The 18824-nt window shown below is 38.7% G+C and carries 17 protein-coding genes and 6 pseudogenes; 7 read left to right on the top strand and 16 right to left on the bottom strand.

The window, feature by feature from the left end:
- Window positions 1–270 precede the first annotated feature (270 nt).
- Window positions 271–480 (bottom strand): annotated as a pseudogene (locus PYW33_RS16425) (recombinase family protein); the annotation flags it as partial.
- Window positions 481–531: 51 nt separating this feature from the next.
- Window positions 532–1236: an IS6-like element IS1006 family transposase gene (locus tag PYW33_RS16420; protein WP_001067784.1), complete on the bottom strand. Its 705-nt coding sequence runs from the start codon at window positions 1234–1236 to the stop codon at window positions 532–534.
- A gap of 18 nt (window positions 1237–1254) precedes the next feature.
- On the opposite strand from PYW33_RS16420, the pseudogene PYW33_RS16415 reads away from it, so the two are divergent.
- Window positions 1255–1443 (top strand): annotated as a pseudogene (locus PYW33_RS16415) (IS5/IS1182 family transposase); the annotation flags it as partial.
- A 197-nt stretch (window positions 1444–1640) separates the two neighbouring features.
- On the opposite strand, the pseudogene PYW33_RS16410 reads toward PYW33_RS16415, so the two are convergent.
- The 5 genes and pseudogenes from PYW33_RS16410 to PYW33_RS16390 all read right to left on the bottom strand — a co-directional run.
- Window positions 1641–1820: pseudogene (locus tag PYW33_RS16410) on the bottom strand (hypothetical protein); the annotation flags it as partial.
- A gap of 203 nt (window positions 1821–2023) precedes the next feature.
- On the bottom strand, window positions 2024–2923 hold the full coding sequence (locus tag PYW33_RS16405; protein ID WP_130908664.1) for a cation diffusion facilitator family transporter: 900 nt from the start codon (window positions 2921–2923) through the stop codon (window positions 2024–2026).
- Between the two features lie 86 nt (window positions 2924–3009).
- Complete coding sequence (locus PYW33_RS16400) at window positions 3010–6168, bottom strand: efflux RND transporter permease subunit (protein ID WP_004733184.1); 3159 nt, start codon at window positions 6166–6168, stop codon at window positions 3010–3012.
- On the bottom strand, window positions 6158–7408 hold the full coding sequence (locus PYW33_RS16395; RefSeq protein WP_130908663.1) for an efflux RND transporter periplasmic adaptor subunit: 1251 nt from the start codon (window positions 7406–7408) through the stop codon (window positions 6158–6160). Before PYW33_RS16395 ends, PYW33_RS16400 begins: the two co-directional genes overlap by 11 nt.
- A gap of 1 nt (window position 7409) precedes the next feature.
- Window positions 7410–7952 (bottom strand): annotated as a pseudogene (locus PYW33_RS16390) (TolC family protein); the annotation flags it as partial.
- Window positions 7953–8049: 97 nt separating this feature from the next.
- Here PYW33_RS16390 and PYW33_RS16385 point away from each other — a divergent pair.
- Complete coding sequence (locus PYW33_RS16385) at window positions 8050–9201, top strand: IS4-like element ISAbe18 family transposase (protein ID WP_004645517.1); 1152 nt, start codon at window positions 8050–8052, stop codon at window positions 9199–9201.
- 9 nt (window positions 9202–9210) lie between these two features.
- Here PYW33_RS16385 and PYW33_RS16380 read toward each other — a convergent pair.
- The 3 genes and pseudogenes from PYW33_RS16380 to cadR form a co-directional block, all read right to left on the bottom strand.
- A pseudogene (locus PYW33_RS16380) lies at window positions 9211–10056 on the bottom strand (TolC family protein); the annotation flags it as partial.
- 48 nt (window positions 10057–10104) lie between these two features.
- Window positions 10105–10515 (bottom strand): hypothetical protein, encoded by a 411-nt coding sequence (locus PYW33_RS16375; RefSeq protein ID WP_025465702.1) that lies wholly within the window; start codon window positions 10513–10515, stop codon window positions 10105–10107.
- 142 nt (window positions 10516–10657) lie between these two features.
- Window positions 10658–11050, bottom strand: a complete 393-nt coding sequence (cadR, locus tag PYW33_RS16370) for a Cd(II)/Pb(II)-responsive transcriptional regulator (RefSeq protein WP_004281856.1) — start codon at window positions 11048–11050, stop codon at window positions 10658–10660.
- 90 nt (window positions 11051–11140) lie between these two features.
- Here cadR and PYW33_RS16365 point away from each other — a divergent pair, with 90 nt between their 5' ends.
- The 3 genes from PYW33_RS16365 to feoB are packed head-to-tail and all read left to right on the top strand — an operon-like array spanning window position 11141 to window position 14512.
- Entirely contained in the window at window positions 11141–12421 is a 1281-nt protein-coding gene (locus PYW33_RS16365; RefSeq protein WP_005407391.1) for a cation efflux transmembrane domain-containing protein, read from the top strand.
- A gap of 11 nt (window positions 12422–12432) precedes the next feature.
- Window positions 12433–12693 (top strand): FeoA family protein, encoded by a 261-nt coding sequence (locus tag PYW33_RS16360; RefSeq protein ID WP_004665962.1) that lies wholly within the window; start codon window positions 12433–12435, stop codon window positions 12691–12693.
- A complete protein-coding gene (gene feoB / locus PYW33_RS16355; protein WP_130908662.1) occupies window positions 12683–14512 on the top strand; it encodes a ferrous iron transporter B in 1830 nt (609 codons plus the stop codon). The genes PYW33_RS16360 and feoB overlap by 11 nt, the downstream gene beginning before the upstream one ends.
- Window positions 14513–14600: 88 nt before the next feature.
- On the opposite strand, the gene PYW33_RS16350 is transcribed toward feoB, so the two are convergent.
- Together PYW33_RS16350 and PYW33_RS16345 are read right to left on the bottom strand one after the other, a co-directional pair.
- Window positions 14601–15590, bottom strand: a complete 990-nt coding sequence (locus PYW33_RS16350; RefSeq protein WP_130908661.1) for an arsenic resistance protein — start codon at window positions 15588–15590, stop codon at window positions 14601–14603.
- Window positions 15591–15600: 10 nt separating this feature from the next.
- Complete coding sequence (locus PYW33_RS16345; RefSeq protein WP_082190876.1) at window positions 15601–16050, bottom strand: recombinase family protein; 450 nt, start codon at window positions 16048–16050, stop codon at window positions 15601–15603.
- A gap of 37 nt (window positions 16051–16087) precedes the next feature.
- On the opposite strand from PYW33_RS16345, the pseudogene PYW33_RS16340 reads away from it, so the two are divergent.
- Window positions 16088–16249, top strand: a pseudogene (locus tag PYW33_RS16340) (IS6 family transposase); the annotation flags it as partial.
- A gap of 41 nt (window positions 16250–16290) precedes the next feature.
- Here PYW33_RS16340 and PYW33_RS16335 read toward each other — a convergent pair.
- Both PYW33_RS16335 and PYW33_RS16330 read right to left on the bottom strand, forming a co-directional pair.
- Window positions 16291–16593, bottom strand: a complete 303-nt coding sequence (locus PYW33_RS16335) for a helix-turn-helix domain-containing protein (RefSeq protein WP_001140620.1) — start codon at window positions 16591–16593, stop codon at window positions 16291–16293.
- Window positions 16586–16942, bottom strand: coding sequence for a type II toxin-antitoxin system RelE/ParE family toxin (locus tag PYW33_RS16330; RefSeq protein WP_000269911.1), 357 nt, complete (start codon window positions 16940–16942; stop codon window positions 16586–16588). Before PYW33_RS16330 ends, PYW33_RS16335 begins: the two co-directional genes overlap by 8 nt.
- 778 nt (window positions 16943–17720) lie before the next feature.
- Here PYW33_RS16330 and PYW33_RS16325 point away from each other — a divergent pair.
- Window positions 17721–18050, top strand: coding sequence for a four-helix bundle copper-binding protein (locus tag PYW33_RS16325; RefSeq protein WP_004733205.1), 330 nt, complete (start codon window positions 17721–17723; stop codon window positions 18048–18050).
- A 129-nt stretch (window positions 18051–18179) separates the two neighbouring features.
- On the opposite strand, the gene PYW33_RS16320 is transcribed toward PYW33_RS16325, so the two are convergent.
- The gene (locus tag PYW33_RS16320) at window positions 18180–18473 is read right to left on the bottom strand and encodes a type II toxin-antitoxin system RelE family toxin (RefSeq protein WP_000221358.1); all 294 of its coding nucleotides are present in this window, start codon (window positions 18471–18473) and stop codon (window positions 18180–18182) included.
- Window positions 18463–18708: a type II toxin-antitoxin system RelB/DinJ family antitoxin gene (locus PYW33_RS16315; RefSeq protein ID WP_000246755.1), complete on the bottom strand. Its 246-nt coding sequence runs from the start codon at window positions 18706–18708 to the stop codon at window positions 18463–18465. The genes PYW33_RS16320 and PYW33_RS16315 overlap by 11 nt, the downstream gene beginning before the upstream one ends.
- Between the last annotated feature and the right edge of the window lie 116 nt (window positions 18709–18824).

Here is an 18824-nt window from a genome sequence, read left to right as displayed (position 1 = left end):
AAATTACAATCCTTTAAATAATTAATAGCTACCAATAAAACAGTGGCTGTTAATTATTCTGATTATAAGTTTTCCTAAAATTAACATAATACACCTTATACGAAATACTTGATATTTATCATTAAATTTCAGTATATTAGATCAAGCCGTTGTGGGGCATAGGGTACCAGAGCGGCTTTTTATTGATTATTTATGTTCCACGCTTAAAATTCGAACAATGTTTCATGATTTTTATAAGTTAAACTAAATTTAGTTGCCAATCCCAATAAGCTATTCACTAACTTGTAAATATCGGTATACCGCCTGACGACTAATCCCAAAAGCTTTTCCTAATGCCATTTTTGATGGATACTTCCCTTCCCTCCATGCTTGTCGTAAAGCTTCAGCTTGGTCAGGCTTTAGTTTATGCACCCGACCTTTGTACTTCCCCTGAGCAGAGGCGAGTTTTATTCCTTCCTTTTGCCGCTCTAAAATGATCTGGCACTGTTGCAAATAGAGATTTGAGTCGATGATGTTCCCTTTAAAAAGTACTTAGAGACCGAAAACCCTGTTGATTAGACACACTTCACCCTGAGGCTGACCATAATAAAATGACGATGCTTGTCCTTTACGTAGTGCACGCATGACTTCAATACCTTTAATTGTGGCATAAGCCGTCTTCATAGATTTGAATCCTAATGTGGCCCTGATGATCCGCTTTAGCTTGCCATGATCACATTCAATCACGTTATTTTTATACTTAATCTGCCTGTGCTCAAGGTCTGGTGGACATTTACCTTCCCGTTTTAACCGTGATAAAGCACGTCCATATGTGGGTGCTTTATCCGTGTTGATCACTTGTGGAATTTGCCACTTCTTCACATTATTTAAAATTTTTCCAAGAAAACAATATGCTGATTTGGTATTACGTCTAGAAGAAAGATAAAAATCAATGGTATCGCCACGTTGATCGACTGCACGATACAGATAAGACCATCGTCCATTCACTTTTACATAGGTTTCATCAATATGCCACGAGCTCAGATCTGTAGGATTACGCCAATACCAGCGTAAACGTTTTTCTATTTCAGGAGCATAACGTTGAACCCAACGGTAAATAGTCGTGTGATCAACATTCACACCCCGTTCGGCCAGCATTTCCTGCAGTTCACGATAGCTAATGCCATATTTACAATACCAGCGCACAGCCCAAAGAATGATTTCGCCCTGAAAATGCCGACCATGGAAAGGATTCATATGCTGCACCTTTAGCTAAAACAGTCTTCAGCTTACCATTCGTGGTTATTTGCAACAGTGCCAACCAAGATGCATTGCATCAAATTATTAGGAGATAAGCTGACGGCAAGACATTTTCAAAGTCAGGTCAATGAAGTTCATGCGCGTGTGGCAGTTCTGAATAGATTTACGGAATTAGGTAGACCTCACACCCAAGTTGTCACTTAAATTTGAATGGATTGGGGAAAACTCAGCTTTTGAATGTTTATGCAACAAAGCCGGTTTTAGTTATAAACTTATTCATTCAGGAATTATATTGCTGAATGAATAAGTCTAATTGATTTATTTATGCAACCCAACTATTCATTTGATTCATTTGATTCATTTGATTCATTTGATTCATTTGATTCATTTGATTCATTTGATTCATTTGATTCATTTGATTCATTATTTTTAACTTGTTTTTGTTTAGAATTTTCAACTTTAGAAGCTTTTAAATTCTTTTCAAGAAATAACAAGCCGCCATCTGCATAACTAAAACTTGCGATACTAAAGAATGCACTAATTAACAGTAATTTAGTACAAAATTTATTTTTGAATAGCATGTTTATTTACTCTCATTTAATACTTGTTAGATATTCTAACTTTAAAGAATTAACACCCAGAGGACTCATAAATTACATTCTTGTAATTTTAAAATGTCTCAGGATGGTGTTTAAAGTGCGTGTGATAAATAGAAGTGTAATACAGGAAAATGGTAAGGTTTATCAGCCTAGTCATCTGTCCATTATGTAGAAAGAGCAGCACTTTAATGTTTATGCTGTTCCAATGTATTACATTCCTTACTTTCTATTTGTAACGTAATTTCAGTAATATTATGATTATGTTTTAGAACTTCTAAGGCCTTTTGATAGAGTTGATCTGTATCGCTATTAGGAGCAACCAAATGAGCAGTTAAATGAATATTTTTTGAGGATATAGCCCAGACTTTCAACTGATGAATCCCTTCAACGCCCTCTAGCTTCAATAAATCATTTCTTAACGACTCAATATCAATCTCATCAGGAACTCCTTCAAGCAGAATATTAATACTTTGTTTTAATAAAATCCAAGTTCGAGGTAAGACCCAGAAGCCAATTAACACAGCGATTACGGTATCAACCCACATCCACTGGGTAAAATAAATAACTATTCCTCCGATAATCACGCCTATCGATCCTAGAGCATCACTAAGAACTTCTAAATATGCACCTTTTATATTTAGACTTCCTTCAGCACTAGCAGAAAGGATTTTCATTGAAATCAAATTTACGACCAAACCAATGACCGCGACAATCATCATTTCAACACTTTGAATTTCAGCAGGGTTCGTAAAACGTTGATAAGCTTCATATACAATATATATTGCTACCACAAAAAGCATCACCGCATTAAACAGAGCCGCTAAAATTTCAAATCGCTGATAGCCAAAAGTTCTTTTATCATCTGCGGCTTTTTTACCAATTTTGATAGCGGCAAGAGCAATAGCTAAAGCGGCTACATCAGTAAACATATGAGCTGCATCAGATAACAAAGCCAAACTTTGGGTAATAAAAGCAGCGACAACTTCTACTATTAAAAAAGTAGTCGTTAAACCCAAAGCAAACATTAACTTCTTACTATTTTCTTCAGTAACAACCGCATGGCTATGATCATGATGTTCTGACATAAAATATTTTCCTTATTCTATTTATGATGAGCAGAGATATTGGATAACAGCCAATATCTCTGCTGTAAATCGACTAATCTATTGGATTAAGAAACTTTCTTTTCATTCATCCAGCGGTACAGTACGGGCAATAAAACCAATGTAAGCAGGGTAGAGGAGATAATTCCTCCAATAACCACTGTTGCTAAAGGTCTCTGTACTTCTGCCCCAGTTCCGGTTGCCAAAGCCATCGGGACAAACCCAAGGGACGCCACACAAGCGGTCATCAGCACAGGTCTAAGACGCAAAATTGCACCCTGCCACGTTGCATAATAAAGGTCATATTGTTGTCGCAACTCTTTGATAAAGGTGAGCATGACTAAGCCATTCAGTACAGCCACCCCCGATAGTGCAATGAAGCCAACCCCTGCTGACATGGATAATGGAATGTCACGCAACCACAACGCGATTAAGCCTCCACATAAGGCAAACGGTACACCACTAAAGACCAGTAAGCTTTCTTTGATATTATGGAATACAGCCATCAATAAAATAAAGATCGTCAACAATGCGAGCGGAACCACCAATTGCATACGCGCTTTTGCAGACATCAGATTTTGAAATTGACCGCCATAATCTATCCAATAACCGCTTGGTAATTCCTGTTTGGATAACGTGCTCTGAAGCTCTGTTACGAATGAGCCTAAATCACGTCCTTCTACATTTGCAGTAATAACCACTCGACGTTTACCATTTTCACGGCTGACCTGATTAATACCCAGGATATTTTCAACGCGTGCCACATCTTGCAGTTGGACTAAACCACCATTCGGCAATTGAATAGGAAGTACCGCTAACTGTTCAGGACTACGCTGGGATTCATCTAGACGGATGACAAAATCAAAACGCTTGTCTCCCTGTAAAATTGTTCCAACATTCTGGCCACCGACACTTGTAGCTACCAGATCCTGAATTGCTCTTACCGACAAGCCATATTGTGCAGCTCTGGACTTATCCACCTCTACATTCAACAAGGGTAAGCCACTGGTCTGTTCTACATTAACGGCTGTCGCGCCTGAAATTGAGTTAATTTTTTGAGAAATTTTATTCGCTTCGCGATTTAGAATCTCCATGTCATCACCAAATAATTTGACACCCACATCACTTCGCACCCCTGAAATTAACTCGTTAAAGCGCAGTTCAATGGGTTGCGAGAACTCACTGTTATTTCCCGGCAATGTCGCTAAGAAAGTAATCATTCTTTGGCGAAGCTCATCAATCGTTTGTTTTGGATCAGGCCATTCATCATGAGGTTTTAACAGTACCACGCCATCTGAAATGTTGGGTGGCATAACATCTGTGGCCACTTCTGCTGTACCGGTACGGGCAAAGATCGCTTTAATTTCAGGAAATTCTTTCAACAGTAACTTTTCAGTATTTTCCTGCATTCTCAGTGACTGTTCTAACCCTGTACTTGGGGAACGCATTTGCTGAACAGCAAAATCACCTTCACCCAGTTGAGGTGCAAACTCGCTACCTGTTTGAGTGGCTAGCACGCCCGTAAGCACTAAAATACAGGCAGCCACAATAGTCACAAATAAACGAAGCTCATAGGCTTTATCTAAAAGCAGTTCATATTTGGTTTTAAGCCAATGCATCCAGCGACTTTCGGTTTCCTTGACTTCTCCAGTGACAAATAGGGCAACTGCGGCTGGCACAAAAGTGACAGATAAAATCATGGCCCCAATTAAAGCCAGTACAACAGTCATTGCCATAGGATGGAAAAGTTTGGCTTCTACACCCGTCAGGGTAAAGATAGGTAGATAAACCACCAAAATAATTAACTGTCCAAAAATCAGAGGACGACGCGCCTGTTTTGCAGCCAAGAAGACTTCTTTAAATCTTTCAGAACGGCTAAGTAAACCACCTTTCAGCTTCTGAGCTTCTGCTAGCCGACGGATACAGTTTTCTACAATAACCACTGCACCATCAATAATAATACCGAAGTCCAGTGCCCCTAAACTCATCAGATTTGCACTAATCTTCTGCTCTGCCATTCCCGTCAAGGTAAACAGCATTGACAGTGGAATAACGCAAGCCGTGATCAGCGCAGCACGGAAATTACCTAGAAAGAGAAATAAAATAACAATGACGAGGATTGCACCCTCAATCAAATTTTTCTGAACGGTTTTGATCGCCCGATCAACCAAATGCGTACGGTCATACACAGTCTCAATCACCACACCTTTAGGTAGCGATTGCTGGATCGATTGCACCTTTTCATCAATGGCTTGAGCAACGGTACGGCTATTTTCTCCCATCATCATCATGGCAATACCCAATACAGTTTCTTCACCATTATAGGTTGCAGCCCCTGTTCTTAAGTCATGACCAATTGAGACATTGGCGACATCTGCCACCCGAATCGGATAGCCGTTTTTATTGGCAATACTGATGTTCTGGATATCTTCAATCGTGTTTAAAGTGCCGGGAACACGAACCGTTAGCTGTTGTCCATTTTTCTCAATATAGCCAGCACCACGGTTTTCATTATTTTCTGTTAAGGCAGTTTGTAAATCAGACAAAGGAATTTGCAATTGTTGCAATCGGTTCAGATCAGGGGCAACCACATAGGTTTTATTAAAGCCACCGATACTGTTGATCTCAGCAACGCCTTTTACGCGCTGTAATTGCGGTCTTACAATCCAATCCTGAATTTCACGTAAATCCATCGCCGAATAAGGGGTTCCATCCGGCTTTTTAGCATTTGGTTCGGCTTTAATCACCCATTGATAGATTTCACCTAAACCTGTCGAAATAGGCGACATGTTAGGTTGCACATCTTCAGGCATTTCTCCCATTGCTTCTTGCAAGCGCTGGTTGATAAGCTGTCTGGCCCAGTAAATATCCGTGCCATCTTCAAAAATGATGGTCACTTGCGATAAGCCGTAGCGTGAAATCGAACGGGTTTGTTCCATTTTCGGCATGCCTGACATGGCATTCTCGATTGGATATGTAATCCGCTGTTCCATTTCTAAAGCCGTAAAACCATTGGCTGAAGTGTTAATCTGCACCTGAGTATTGGTAATATCTGGTACAGCATCAATCGGTAACTTTTGATAACTATAAATACCAATAGCAATCCAAGCCGCAATAAACAGCATGACCCAGATTGCGTTATGGATAGAAAACTGGATCAGTCGATCAAACAGTCCTTCAGGTTTTACCGATTCGTGGTCTGGAATTTGAGGAGTTTCAGTGCTCATGTGAAGCCTCTCCTTTTTCCAGCTCGGATTTCAGTAAAAAACTGCCTTGAGCGGCATATTTTTGTCCCTGACTAAGCCCACTCACCACTTCAATCCACTGGCTATCCCCAGACGATTGACCTAATTTCACAGGTTGCGGACTGAATTCAACTTTTTGTCCATGCTGAGTGGCGACAAAAACCACATCTTTTCCATCGACATTCTGAACTGCGGACTTAAGTACCCGTAATGCGGTACTTTCACTCCGTTGTTGCAACTGTACGTTCACCATCAAGTTTGGACGTAATTCGGTTGCATTCGATTCAACTTTTGCTCGCACCTGAAGACGACCTGTTTGAATATCCGCTTCAGTATTTAAAGTCTGAATAACAGCTTGATAAACCTTTTCTGTTTGCAAGGATTTAAATTCGATCTTTTGATTCGGGGCTAAGCCCATAATTTCAGAATTTGGAACAATAAATTCAAGCCAGAGTTGATCTAACCGGTCTATCGTAAAGAGTTGATCGGCTAACTGAACATTTTCCCCGAGAACCAAATCCTTTTTACTGATCACGCCAGAAATTGGGGCTTTTAAAATATAGCGCCCGTTACTGGCATTCACTGCACCAAATGCGCTTAAACGTGATTGGGCCGCTTGAACCTGAATTTGTGCCCGTTTATAACTGTTATAAGCCCGTTGATAGTCCTGTTTTGCTGAGATACCCTGTGACCACAATTGACGCTCACGCTCAAAGTCTTGTTTCGCCAGTTCCAGATTGGTTTGTTCAATTTTAAGATTGGCCTGCTGATCAACTAGATCAGGAACAAGCAATGTAGCCAAAGGCTGCCCTTTCTGAACTTTTTGGCCGAGTTCTACATAAACATTTTCTACATGACCGCTAAAACTCGGTGAGACATGCGCTTGCTGATCCGTATTCACATTGAGTTTGGCAGGATAAGAACTTAATTTAACCACCGGACCTTGATCGACCGCTGATAACTGTATGCCCTGTTCCACCAGTTGCTTGGCCGTCAGGCTCACGCCTTCTGCATGCTCTTCGGTTTCACCGCCATGTTCTTCACTTCCATGTTCCTCTGCGCCTTCTTCCTCTGCATGTTCATCTGATGTTTCAGATTTATTCTTACCCGACAAGATCAAGAAAATACTGAGGAGTACGGTTGCGCCGATGACCAAACCAATCAGTAGAGGTTGAGAGATTTTTCCGCTCTGTTTTTTTAAGCTGTTTTTAAGATCGAACATGTTAATTTCCCCCACCAATGACAGGCATGGCCTGTATGTCTTGCCATAAGTTTTGATTGATTTGTGCAATAGCATCTTTCGACATGACTTCACTTGGGCTAATGCCTAAGCTCAAACTTTCTGCTTCAATGGCCTTTTGCCAGCCATCCCGTAACAACTGGACTTTACGCAGACGGATGTCTTGTAATTGAAGCGTGGCTTGCTGAACATCGGTTAAAGCAAACTTGCCTGCCAAGAAACCTTGTAGCGTCTTACTTTGAACTTGAGTCGCCAAAGGAATTTGAGTCTCGTCAACGACTTTGAATTGCAGCTCTAAACCCTGCAACTCGGTTAAAATTGTGCCTATTTGCAGCGCATTTTGCTTTAGATAAAATTCTTTCTGACGCTCTAATAAGTTCATTTTTTCTTGCGCGATTTTTATGCCATTTTGCTGACGATCGAAAATATTAAGCGGTACACTAACTCCGACTACTAATTGATTTTGTGTGGAGTTTTCCAAGGATTGGGTGCGGTTGACACCTAGGTTTAAAGTGGGGTTAGGACGCACTGCTGTCCCATAGTTTGCTTTAAATAAAAAAACCTGAGTCCTAACAGTTAAAATATGAGTGCAAACAAACACTTTAACGACCAGGATTCAGGTTTTGTCACATCAGAATACCGTATTTCATGAGCTAATTAAACCTGTTGTGCGACAGGATTTTGAACAACTTGCTAAAGTACACCATGTTGGACAGAAATTTAGAGCGGCTTCCCGGTGGGATCAGTTTATTGCCATATTGATGTCTCAATTCTCTTGTAGACAAAGTCTGAGAGATATTCAATCCAATTTGGAGTGCCAACAGGAAAAGCTAAGTCATCTCGGAGCAAAGTCTATTCCCCGAAGCACGCTGGCACGAATCAATGAGCAGCAGCCTGCTGCCTTGTATCAACAGCTATTTCACAAGTTGCTTAAATACTATGAACACTCAAAAGTAGCTCATAAATTTCGCTTTAAGAATCCCTTGTATTCCTTGGATGCCAGTCATATTGACCTGTCGCTTTCCTTATGTGAATGGGCCAAAGTTCACGACTCAAAAGCCAGCATGAAACTCAGCATAGGATTGAATCACAGCAATGATATTCCTGAGTTTGTTGCAGTTGAAAATGGCAAAGAAAATGACATGGTACAAGGCCGCAAATTCCAGTTTCCTGCTGGCAGCATTGTAGTTTTTGATAAAGGCTATGTCGATTACCAATGGTATGCAAATCTGACTGCTCAAAACATTGGATTTGTCACACGTTTTAGGCCTAAATCTGTGTATCAGGTGATCCAGCAACATCCAGTGCTTGAATCCAAAGGTATTCTAAAAGATGAAACCATTCAGCTGAATAGCGCACATGCCCTAAAAAGAAAAGCCCCAGTGTTAAGAAGAATTGAATATAGAGATCAGCAAAGTGGCAAGCACTTTAGCTTTCTCAGCAATAACTTTCATTTAGCCGCCTCCACCATTGCGGCGATTTATAAAGATCGTTGGAAAGTTGAGCTGTTCTTTAAGGCGATTAAGCAGAATCTCAAATTAAAAGCGTTTCTAGGCCGCAGCAGGAACGCAATTCAGACACAAATCTGGATTGCGATGATCGCCTATTTATTGGTGAGTTTCGCTCAACATTTAGGGAAAACAGGTTGGACAGTTCAACGTTTACTCAGAATAATTCAAGTGAATTTGTTTGAAAGAAGAACTTTAAAAGCTTTATTTTCACCCGATAAAATACCCATAAAACAAGAGGAAGCTCAAATGAGCTTCCTCTTGTGAAAAATTGTGGGACAGCAATGGGTTAGGACGTGCCTTTGCTCTTAGTTGATCAACCGTTGCTTGAGACTCTAATACCAGTAAAGCTCGATATTTCTCAACGTAGTTTTCCGCTAAATATTCTTGAACCTGTCCATGAGTCGATTTTGGCCAGAGCTTTTGTGAAGAGAGGTTTACCTGCAATGACTTATCAGACGTACCCCATAAATTTGATAATTGTTGGGTGGCCACTTGTACCTGTAAGTCTGCCTGTCTAAAAAGGCGGATATTTTCAGCATGGCTTAAACGTGCGCGATTTACATCTACTTGGGCAATACTGCCTGCATTAAAGCGCTTTTCGATTGCTTGAAGGTTTTCTTGGCTCACCCGAAGTTGTTCATTGACAATGTTTTTTTCAAGTTCAGCAATGGCCAGTTGTGACCATACATATTTCACTGCAAGCTCAATTTGTGCTTGATAAATCTTCTGTTTCAGCGCTGTTTTATCTGTAGAGAGACTGGCTAATTTTTGGTTTGCTCTTCGCTCACCAAAAATATCCAAGGGTTGTGATATGCCAATGGTAAGCTCTTTTTCATTATTTGAACCAAATCCCGTTTGTTCAACTGACAGTTCAGGATTTTTAAACAGCTTACTTTGCTGAAGATTCGTGGCATTAATGCTGTTTTGCGTTTCCCAGAAATTTTGGGACGCTTGATACTGGTTGACCTGATCAATGGCTTGTCGCAGCGTTAAATCTTGAGGACTGGCGACTACAGAAGTACTCAAGCTGATCATTGCGGATAGCAAGACACCTGTACGGAATGCTGACCAGGATAAATTCAGGATAGAAGTATCCTGATATAATTTGTTTTTTGACATGAAATGCCCCACACATAATAAGATTAGGAGTGGTGGGCTTTTATAAGACTACCCCACCAATAGTAGGGGCAAATCAGGAGGGGGTGTTAATTGATTCAGATAAGGGGATTTATAAAAAGTTCTTCCCAAATAAGATGGTGTAAGGACTGTCTCAAAATGAGTTTTAAGCTTCAAATCATCGGGTGGGTCAATCTGAATCACGATTGTATTTGAGAAATGACTGCACTTTTCGTTAAAACAAACCTTCTGACAATAGTCATAAATTTCTTTATAGTTTTCTAAGGAATAAAGTGCTTGACTAGGACTATCACTCTTTTCGTCTAAATCGATTGGATTAGAGAGTATTGAATTGGGTATGTTTGGCATTTCATGCAGACACGCAGCCTCTGCCACACTCCAAATATTCTGGAATGTGAATAAGAGTACCAATATCTGGATTAGAAATGTTTTTCTCTTCATACACAAATCTGTATTTAAAACACCAATAAGAAGCTGTCCAGATCTATCAAAGATCTGATCACAGAATTTGAGTAACCTTAAACTTTTTGCAGCCTTAAGTAAAGATATACAGAATTTTTGAAAAAAGCATAGGTCTAGATAATCAAGCTAGATTTTTTAGAACTCCACATTGGTCAATTGTACATAAGCCATCACAAGTACCTCTTAAATCAGATAATTGTTCAATAAGCTTTTGTTGCTTGATTATATTTTCTCTGATAGCACTGACATGTAAGTCAATTAATTCATTCACATCTGAACAATTTTTCTTGGGATTATCTTTATAGGTGAGTAATTGACGAATTTCATTCAAACTCATATTTAAAGTTCGGCAATTCAAAATAAACTTAATTCGCTCAACATAGCCTATATCGTAAAGGCGGTAATTTCCTTCCGTTCTTTCGGGTTCCGGAATTAAACCTTCCTTTTCATAAAACCTAATTGTTAATACTGAACATGAGGTTTTTTTAGAGAGTTCACCAATTTTTAAATGCATTGAGTTGGTATTTCCAAAAAATCTTGACTCTATAGTAACTATAGGGATTCTAATATTCAAAGTTTATAAATTTTTTTAATGGGTATAACTATGAGTGGCTGTGGATGTAGTAAAGAAACACCATGCGAAGATAAGAAATCTCAACAAGAAAATCATCCATCAATTGCAGAAGCAAGCAATTCAAAGAATTGTGATAATACGCCTAGCTGTTGTGGTGAAGAGGAAGAAGAAAAATCTTCATCTCCTTGCTGTAACACTTCAAACAGTTGTGAAGATACCGCTCAATCCTGTTGTGGTTCTGATCCCAAAGAAAATTTAAGCACTGAAAACGTTTTAAAAGATTCGCACTACATGAGTGAATACTTAGTTCCCAAAATGGATTGTTCTGCGGAAGAACAGATGGTTCGTATGGCGCTATCTTCAATTGATGGTGTTCAAAAACTCATCTTTGATTTACCTAACCGTTCTTTAAAGGTTCTACATAATCAAAAAGATGAAAATATAACCACCAAACTTGAAGCTTTGGGTTTTGGTGCAAAGCTTGTGAAGACTGAAACTTATATAAGCAATCAACAGGCTAAGCAAACAAGTACCTACACCATTCCTAAAATGGATTGCTCTGCTGAAGAGCAAATGGTCCGTATGGCTCTTGCAGATATTGAAGCAGTTAAAGGTCTTACTTTTGATCTTCCCAATCGAAAACTGAAAGTCTTCCATAATGAAGGGATTCAGCAAATTACGGCTAAACTCGAAGGACTGGGTTTTGGGGCGAAACTTGATGAAACACAGCTTTCTACAGGCGATATACCTAATGAACCTGATCCTGTGAGACAAGCTAAAGTACTTAAACTGTTATTAGGCATTAATGCTCTACTGTTCTTTATAGAATTCATCAGCGGAATTATTGCTGCGTCTACAGGATTGATTGCTGATTCTCTAGATATGTTTGCCGATGCAGCCGTTTATGGTATTGCGCTATATGCCGTCGGAAAAGCTGCGAAATATCAAGTGAAAGCAGCCCATTTCGCAGGTTGGATTCAGTTATTACTTGCTGTCATCGTGATTATTGATGTCATTAGACGATTCATGTTTGGAAGCGAGCCAGAATCAACGCTCATGATTGTTATTGGCCTGCTCGCACTTATAGCTAACGTGACATGCTTATATCTTATTTCTGGTCATCGAGAAGATGGCGCACATATGAAAGCCAGTTGGATTTTCTCGGCGAATGACGTTGTCGTAAATATGGGCGTTATATTTGCCGGTGTACTCGTGGCGTGGACGGGATCAGCTTATCCAGACTTAATCATTGGCATCCTGGTTTCTTTATTCGTGCTTAATGGTGCTCGAAAGATTTTGGCTTTGAAGTAAGAGTATCGAAAATGAATCTATTTCAAGTTAAACAAAATCAGATCGTCAAAATTAGAGATCTCAAAAAAGGTAATCAATACAGTCATACCACTGATCCCGTATTGGAACGGCTCCAACTATTAGGTTTTAGAGAGGGTGAAACTCTACAAGTACTCGCTAAAGGTGTTTTTGGCGGAGATCCTGTTTTAGTTCAGATTGAAACTTCAAGATTCGCATTAAGAAAGAATGAAGCTGAAAGAATTTTTGTAGAGTTAGTATCCAATGAAGATTAAGAATATTGCATTAGTCGGTAATCCAAATTGCGGAAAAACCTCTTTATTTAATACACTTACTGGTACGCGACAAAAAGTTGCCAACTATGCTGGGGTTACCGTAGAAAGAAAAGAAGGTTCTTTTAACTTACCTTCTGGTGATGCAATACGAGTATTGGACTTACCCGGAACTTACAGTTTAAAACCTAGTAGTTTAGATGAAGAAGTCACCAGGGCAGTTTGTTTGGGCGAGCTAAAAGGTGAAATTCTACCCGACATTTTTATATGCGTCGTAGATGCCACAAATTTAAGCTTACATTTGAGCTTGGTTCTCGAAGTTCGTGCTTTAAATCGCCCTATGATTCTTGTATTAAATATGATGGATGAGGTCAAAAAGCGTGGTATTTCCATTGATAAGGATAAACTGTCTCAACTGTTAGGTATCCCTGTAGTTGAAGCTGTCGCAGTTAAAACAAAAGGAATTCAAGATTTAATTAATCAATTAGATCAAAAAAATCTTTTTATTACTCCTTATCATTCTGAATTAAGTCATTTTGAACAGGTCAAACAAATCACCAAACAAGTTATTTTAAATAATGACAATGGTGATAAAAGAACCGCATTTCTAGATAAAATTTTTCTACATCCTGTATTGGGTTTAGTAATCTTAACTTTAACCATGTTTGTGATGTTCCAGGCGGTATTTATATGGGCAACACCTTTTATAGAATTCATTGAAAATTTTATCGTATGGCTCAGTGATTTTATTGGACCACTAATCCAACATCCTCTATTAAAAAGCTTGGTAGTCGATGGGGTAATTGCTGGCACAGGTAGCGTGCTTGCATATATGCCTCAGATTTTGATTTTATTCTTCTTCATTTTAATGCTTGAAGAGTCAGGCTATTTACCCCGGGCAGCATTTCTTTTAGATAAATTAATGTCTAAAGCCGGGCTTAGCGGCCGTTCATTTATTCCTCTGCTATCCAGTTTTGCTTGTGCGATTCCCGGAATTATGGCAACCAGAAGTATCAGCTCTGAACGGGACCGATTAGCAACAATTATGATTGCACCCTTGATGACCTGTTCAGCAAGATTGCCCGTATATGCTTTATTGATCGCGGCATTTATTCCGAACCAATTAATCTACGGCTGGTTAAGTCTGCAAGGATTAGTCCTTTTTGGTCTTTATATGTCGGGAATAGTCTCAGCGTTATTAGTTTCACTCTTTCTGAAGTTGGTTCGAAAAGATAAAACTGAAAGTATTTTTATTTTTGAGCTTCCCACATACCGAATTCCAGATATTAGAAATATTGCATTAGGCTTATATGATAGGGCAACTATTTTCTTAAAACGAGTTGGTGGCATTATCGTTGCACTGTCTATCTTGTTATGGGTGCTAGTCACGTTCCCTCAAGCACCAGATAATGCAACCATGCCAGCCATTAACTATAGTTTAGCTGGTCAGTTAGGACATTTAATTCACCCTATATTTGCGCCTATTGGTTTTACATGGGAAATATGTATTGCACTCATTCCTGCTATGGCAGCAAGGGAAGTTGTAATTGCAGCTCTTGGGGTGATTTATGCGATGTCAGGTGATGAAGATACTGTAACTCAAAGTCTGTTAAGTCAAATTTCAGGCCCGGATGGATGGGGGTTAGCCACAGGTTTATCATTATTGGTATGGTTTATTTTTGCTCCCCATTGTCTTGCTACGTTAGCAACAATTAGACGAGAAACTGGCAGCTGGAAACAGCCCATCATTATGGCAACTTATTTGTTTGCATTAGCCTACATCTTTTCATTCATCACATATCAAGTTGCGAGTAAGTTTTAATTAGCAAATGAATAAAAGAGGGGGGGAGCTAGCTCCCCCCCCTTTATTAAATTACTCGATGTAAGCGTGGGCTTCTGAATACTTTTATCTAACTATAACAACTACTTAAATGTTTAAATCTCCAGGTTTTGAATAGTCGAGGTATCAGACGAATATAGATTGGTAAAAAGCATAGTTCAACGATAGTCTGAGTCAAGATTACAGCAGGAATTATGGGCATACTTCCCGGAATTGCAAAAGCTAATGGAAGAATAACAAATGAATTTCTATATGATGCTGAAAAGGACACAGCACTAGCAGAGCCAGATTCTAATCGAAAAATACGAGCAATTATCCAACCCACGAATGGAGCAATAATGGCAAAAGAAATATAAATTGGTAAAGCTTGAAGAGCTGCACTTTTTGCAAGCCCAATTTGAGGCATAACTGATGCTAGGACGATAAACAAAACTAGGGCTGTGGCAGGTACAGGAAATAAGTTTAGGCTTTCAGCCACTTTTTCTGCTTGTTCATTTCTATTCCCAATGAACTGAACTATAGCTGCCATTGCTAAGGGTGCAACAATGAACCATACAAACGCATGGACAAAAGGACCAATTTCAACAAGCTGAGCTACCTCTTCTCCGAGGAGTACACCAAGATAAATTGGTAATAAGATCATTTGGATAAGCAATAATACAGGTGTCATCGCAAGTAATAATCTTGCATTACCTTTCCCAACATGGGTGAAAGTAATCACATAATCAATACACGGTGCTAGTAGAACAAAAAGTACAGCTAAACGAATAAGTGGGTTTTCAGGTAAAAATTGTATTAGACCTGCCGTAATTAAAGGTAAGGCAATAAAGTTAGTAATAAGTAATGCAGAAATAAAACGTAAATTTTTTAATGCCTTGCCAATTTCTGCAATAGGTACTTGTAAAAAAGTAGCAAATAACATTAATGCCAGTGCAGGGTTAATCAAACTTTCTAAAATCGTCGCTCCACTGATGGTTAATCCAAAAATAACTCCGATAAAGATGGTACAGAAGTAGATTTTGACTTGATTATCTTCAAGAAAATTTCGAATATTTTCCATTTTAATTGAGTTACTCACTTGCTTTTAAATAGCGGTATACCGCCTGGCGACTAATTCCAAATGCCTGGCCTAATGCCATTTTTGAAGGGTACTTTCCTTCCTTCCATTCTTGTCTTAAAGCTTCAGCCTGTTCAGGTTTCAATTTATGTACACGCCCTTTGTACTTTCCTTGAGCAGAGGCCAGTTTTATTCCTTCTTTTTGACGCTCTAAAATGATCTCACGTTCGAACTGTGCAAAAGCGCCCATCAATTGCAGCATCAAATTATCCATCGGGGTAGATTGAGCAGTGAAAGTAATATTTTCTTTTACGAACTGGATGGCAATTCCTCGTTTGACCAGTTTATCTACTTCAGTGACTAAATCTTTTAAGCTTCGAGCAAAACGATCCATGGAATGTACAATCACCCTGTCCCCTTCCCGGACATAGTTCAACAGGCACTGTTGCAAATAACCACGAATGGTAAGCTGAAGACTGTTTTAGCTAAAGGTGCAGCATATGAATCCTTTCCATGGTCGGCATTTTCAGGGCGAAATCATTCTTTGGGCTGTGCGCTGGTATTGTAAATATGGCATTAGCTATCGTGAACTGCAGGAAATGCTGGCCGAACGGGGTGTGAATGTTGATCACACGACTATTTACCGTCGGGTTCAACGTTATACGAATCTAAAAATGGGAGCCTATAGCTCCCATTTTTATTGTTAAACGTTGAATCCTATATGTTTTCCTGTTGGAAGCTCTACATCAATACGGAGCTTCCCACCCATTGCCTCAACATACTTTTTCATGGTTGAAATCTTAAGATCATTGCCACGATTTTCTATTGCTGAAAGCGATGGCTGTTTTATTCCCAAAGTTTCAGCAAGCTCTTTTTGAGAAATTTCGAGTTCTTCACGAATAAGATGAAGCTGATTTTCTAGCAGTAATTCATCAGCCATTTTTTGAATACGGGCTTGGCTCTCTGGAGAGCGGCTAGCTAACAATTCTTGCAGAGTCTTAGCCATTAGATTTATCTCCTAGGGTAGTGAGATGAAGTTGGTATTGTTCATCTGCAATATCCAGCATGTCTTTATAAAAACGCTTTTTACCGCCTTTATCAGCAATACATAGAACAATAGCCTGTCGTAAGGGATCAAATGCGAAGAAAGCTCTTAAGGGTCTACCGCGATGTTGAACGCGCAGTTCTTTCATATTGGTAAATTTAGACTCATACACAGTATCTACTAAAGGGCGGCCTAAACTCGGCCCCTGCTGCTGTAGAACAACCAGGGCAGCTAGGACCTTCTCTTGAGTAGATTCATCTTGCTGTTCAAGCCACTGATTAAATAGATCTGTCGTAATGACTGTCCACATACCACAACCAAAATATAGATTATAGTCTATATTTTAGAGGCATTATGCTTGTTTTGCAAATGAGAAATGATAGGTAATAAAAAACCCCGGCATCCTGCCGGGGTTTTTCATGTTTTCTCATGTGCTTTCAATATCCTCGGATCCCTATCGAATAACTTATAATTATTGTTTTATGTTATGAAACTTCCTGTTCCCGATGAGTTCATCATAGGAAAATTCCAGTATCGCGGATAGCCGCAAAGGGCCGAGTTTCATGTGCGCCAGAGCGTACAAAATAGCCTAAATTTTATCCACAGCAATTGGGGATATTTTTGGAACCTGGATCCGCATGAAATGGGCACTGATTGCCGAATTGATCATTTATTGATCAAATTTCTTGGCAAAATGTTACAGATTCGCTTAAAAACTCACCAACTTATTACAAAAGCCATTTTTTGTGCATTTTGTGATCATGGTGAAATTTTTAAGTTGTTGATATTTATATTAATATACAAGTGTACTCCGTATAACCACCATTATGTTAAATAGAGGGAAAATCTATTTTTAAAGTGATAAAATTATTGTAGTTATTTTAAGAATAGCTGCTTTTGATACTTGATCATCTATCCTAATTAAAAACTGTTTTTTAATAATTTGGAATATAAATAAGATTTAGTTAAAATTAACATTATTCATATAAATTAACATTATGTATTACATTTACTAATAATTTAAAATAATTAGTAGAAAAAAATTATGTTTTAATTATTTCTTTGATTATATAAATTGAGAGTAAAAAATGATTAATACGAAATTTTCAGAGTGTATTTCTGCATGTACAAACTGTTCACTTATTTGTACTGAATGTGCAACTTCTTGTTTAAAAGAAAAAGATTTAGAGATGATGCGTGAATGTATTCAACGTTGTCTAGAATGTGCAGATATTTGTCAGTTATGTGTGCGTATGCAACAACATAACTCACCTTTCCTCAAAGAGATTTGTGAGCTTTGTGCTAAGATCTGTGAATATTGTGCGGAAGAGTGTGAAAAACATTCACATGATCATTGTAAAAAATGTGCTGAGGCTTGCCGTCAGTGTGCAGAAGAATGTCGAAAAATTGCCATGTAAAATACTTCAATAATGTTAATTATATGGCTCTAGACTAACATAATCATTCTGCTAGTCTTAGAGCCTTTCCTAAAATTAACATAATACACCTTATACGAAGCCAAAAATGGGAGCTTTAAGCTCCCATTTTTAGTCTTTAATTCGCTTTTTCGCTTCGTCATAAACTATGCTATCAGCTCGTTTTCCGACGGTAATGAGCAGGATAACTACCTGATCATCTTTAACTTGATAGACAAGTCGGACACCAGCTTTTAATAATTTGATTTTATAGCAACCTGCAAGATCGCCTCTAAGCATATTCTTTGGAATATGTGGCTGCTCTATGACTTTGGCTAGTTTCTTTTTAAATTGATCTCGTATAGCAACAGGGAGTTTTTCCCATTCTGCTGTAAAGTCCTTGTGACGTAAAAGCTTATAAGTCATCTAATGTGACTTCCTCAAACATCTCTTTAGGATCATTAATGCGCTTACGAACAAGAGCTAATAATTCTTCATCTTCTTCTGAAAGCAAAGCTTTTTTGACAGGCAGTTTCCCAGTCGTAGCAACATACTCAAGAATACTAGTGAAGAAATCCGTAGGTGCAATACCTTGCTCTTTAAGGATTGAATAAGATTTTTCTTTAAGGGCTTCATCGATCCTGAAGTTAACAGTAGCCATCATATTTCCCAAGTATTTAATGTACTAGGAATATTGTAATGCAAATTGCATTACAAGTCGACTTCGCATAACAGCCATTATGTTAAATGGAAGGAAGCAAAATAAGTTAACATTTT

The organism is Acinetobacter lwoffii (assembly GCF_029024105.1).
GTDB classification, from domain to species: domain Bacteria; phylum Pseudomonadota; class Gammaproteobacteria; order Pseudomonadales; family Moraxellaceae; genus Acinetobacter; species Acinetobacter lwoffii.
The sequence above is the reverse complement of the archived record's forward strand: the minus strand, read 5'-3'. Positions and strand labels throughout refer to the sequence as shown.

Coding starts and splice junctions, on each gene's coding strand:
- PYW33_RS16420 (WP_001067784.1), bottom strand. CDS start 1,236: ATGAATCCTTTCCATGGTCGGCATTTTCAGGGCGAAATCATTCTTTGG.
- PYW33_RS16330 (WP_000269911.1), bottom strand. CDS start 16,942: ATGTGGACAGTCATTACGACAGATCTATTTAATCAGTGGCTTGAACAG.
- PYW33_RS16375 (WP_025465702.1), bottom strand. CDS start 10,515: ATGAAGAGAAAAACATTTCTAATCCAGATATTGGTACTCTTATTCACA.
- PYW33_RS16315 (WP_000246755.1), bottom strand. CDS start 18,708: ATGGCTACTGTTAACTTCAGGATCGATGAAGCCCTTAAAGAAAAATCT.
- cadR (WP_004281856.1), bottom strand. CDS start 11,050: ATGCATTTAAAAATTGGTGAACTCTCTAAAAAAACCTCATGTTCAGTA.
- PYW33_RS16405 (WP_130908664.1), bottom strand. CDS start 2,923: ATGTCAGAACATCATGATCATAGCCATGCGGTTGTTACTGAAGAAAAT.
- PYW33_RS16365 (WP_005407391.1), top strand. CDS start 11,141: ATGAGTGGCTGTGGATGTAGTAAAGAAACACCATGCGAAGATAAGAAA.
- PYW33_RS16350 (WP_130908661.1), bottom strand. CDS start 15,590: ATGGAAAATATTCGAAATTTTCTTGAAGATAATCAAGTCAAAATCTAC.
- feoB (WP_130908662.1), top strand. CDS start 12,683: ATGAAGATTAAGAATATTGCATTAGTCGGTAATCCAAATTGCGGAAAA.
- PYW33_RS16325 (WP_004733205.1), top strand. CDS start 17,721: ATGATTAATACGAAATTTTCAGAGTGTATTTCTGCATGTACAAACTGT.
- PYW33_RS16395 (WP_130908663.1), bottom strand. CDS start 7,408: ATGTTCGATCTTAAAAACAGCTTAAAAAAACAGAGCGGAAAAATCTCT.
- PYW33_RS16320 (WP_000221358.1), bottom strand. CDS start 18,473: ATGACTTATAAGCTTTTACGTCACAAGGACTTTACAGCAGAATGGGAA.
- PYW33_RS16400 (WP_004733184.1), bottom strand. CDS start 6,168: ATGAGCACTGAAACTCCTCAAATTCCAGACCACGAATCGGTAAAACCT.
- PYW33_RS16335 (WP_001140620.1), bottom strand. CDS start 16,593: ATGGCTAAGACTCTGCAAGAATTGTTAGCTAGCCGCTCTCCAGAGAGC.
- PYW33_RS16360 (WP_004665962.1), top strand. CDS start 12,433: ATGAATCTATTTCAAGTTAAACAAAATCAGATCGTCAAAATTAGAGAT.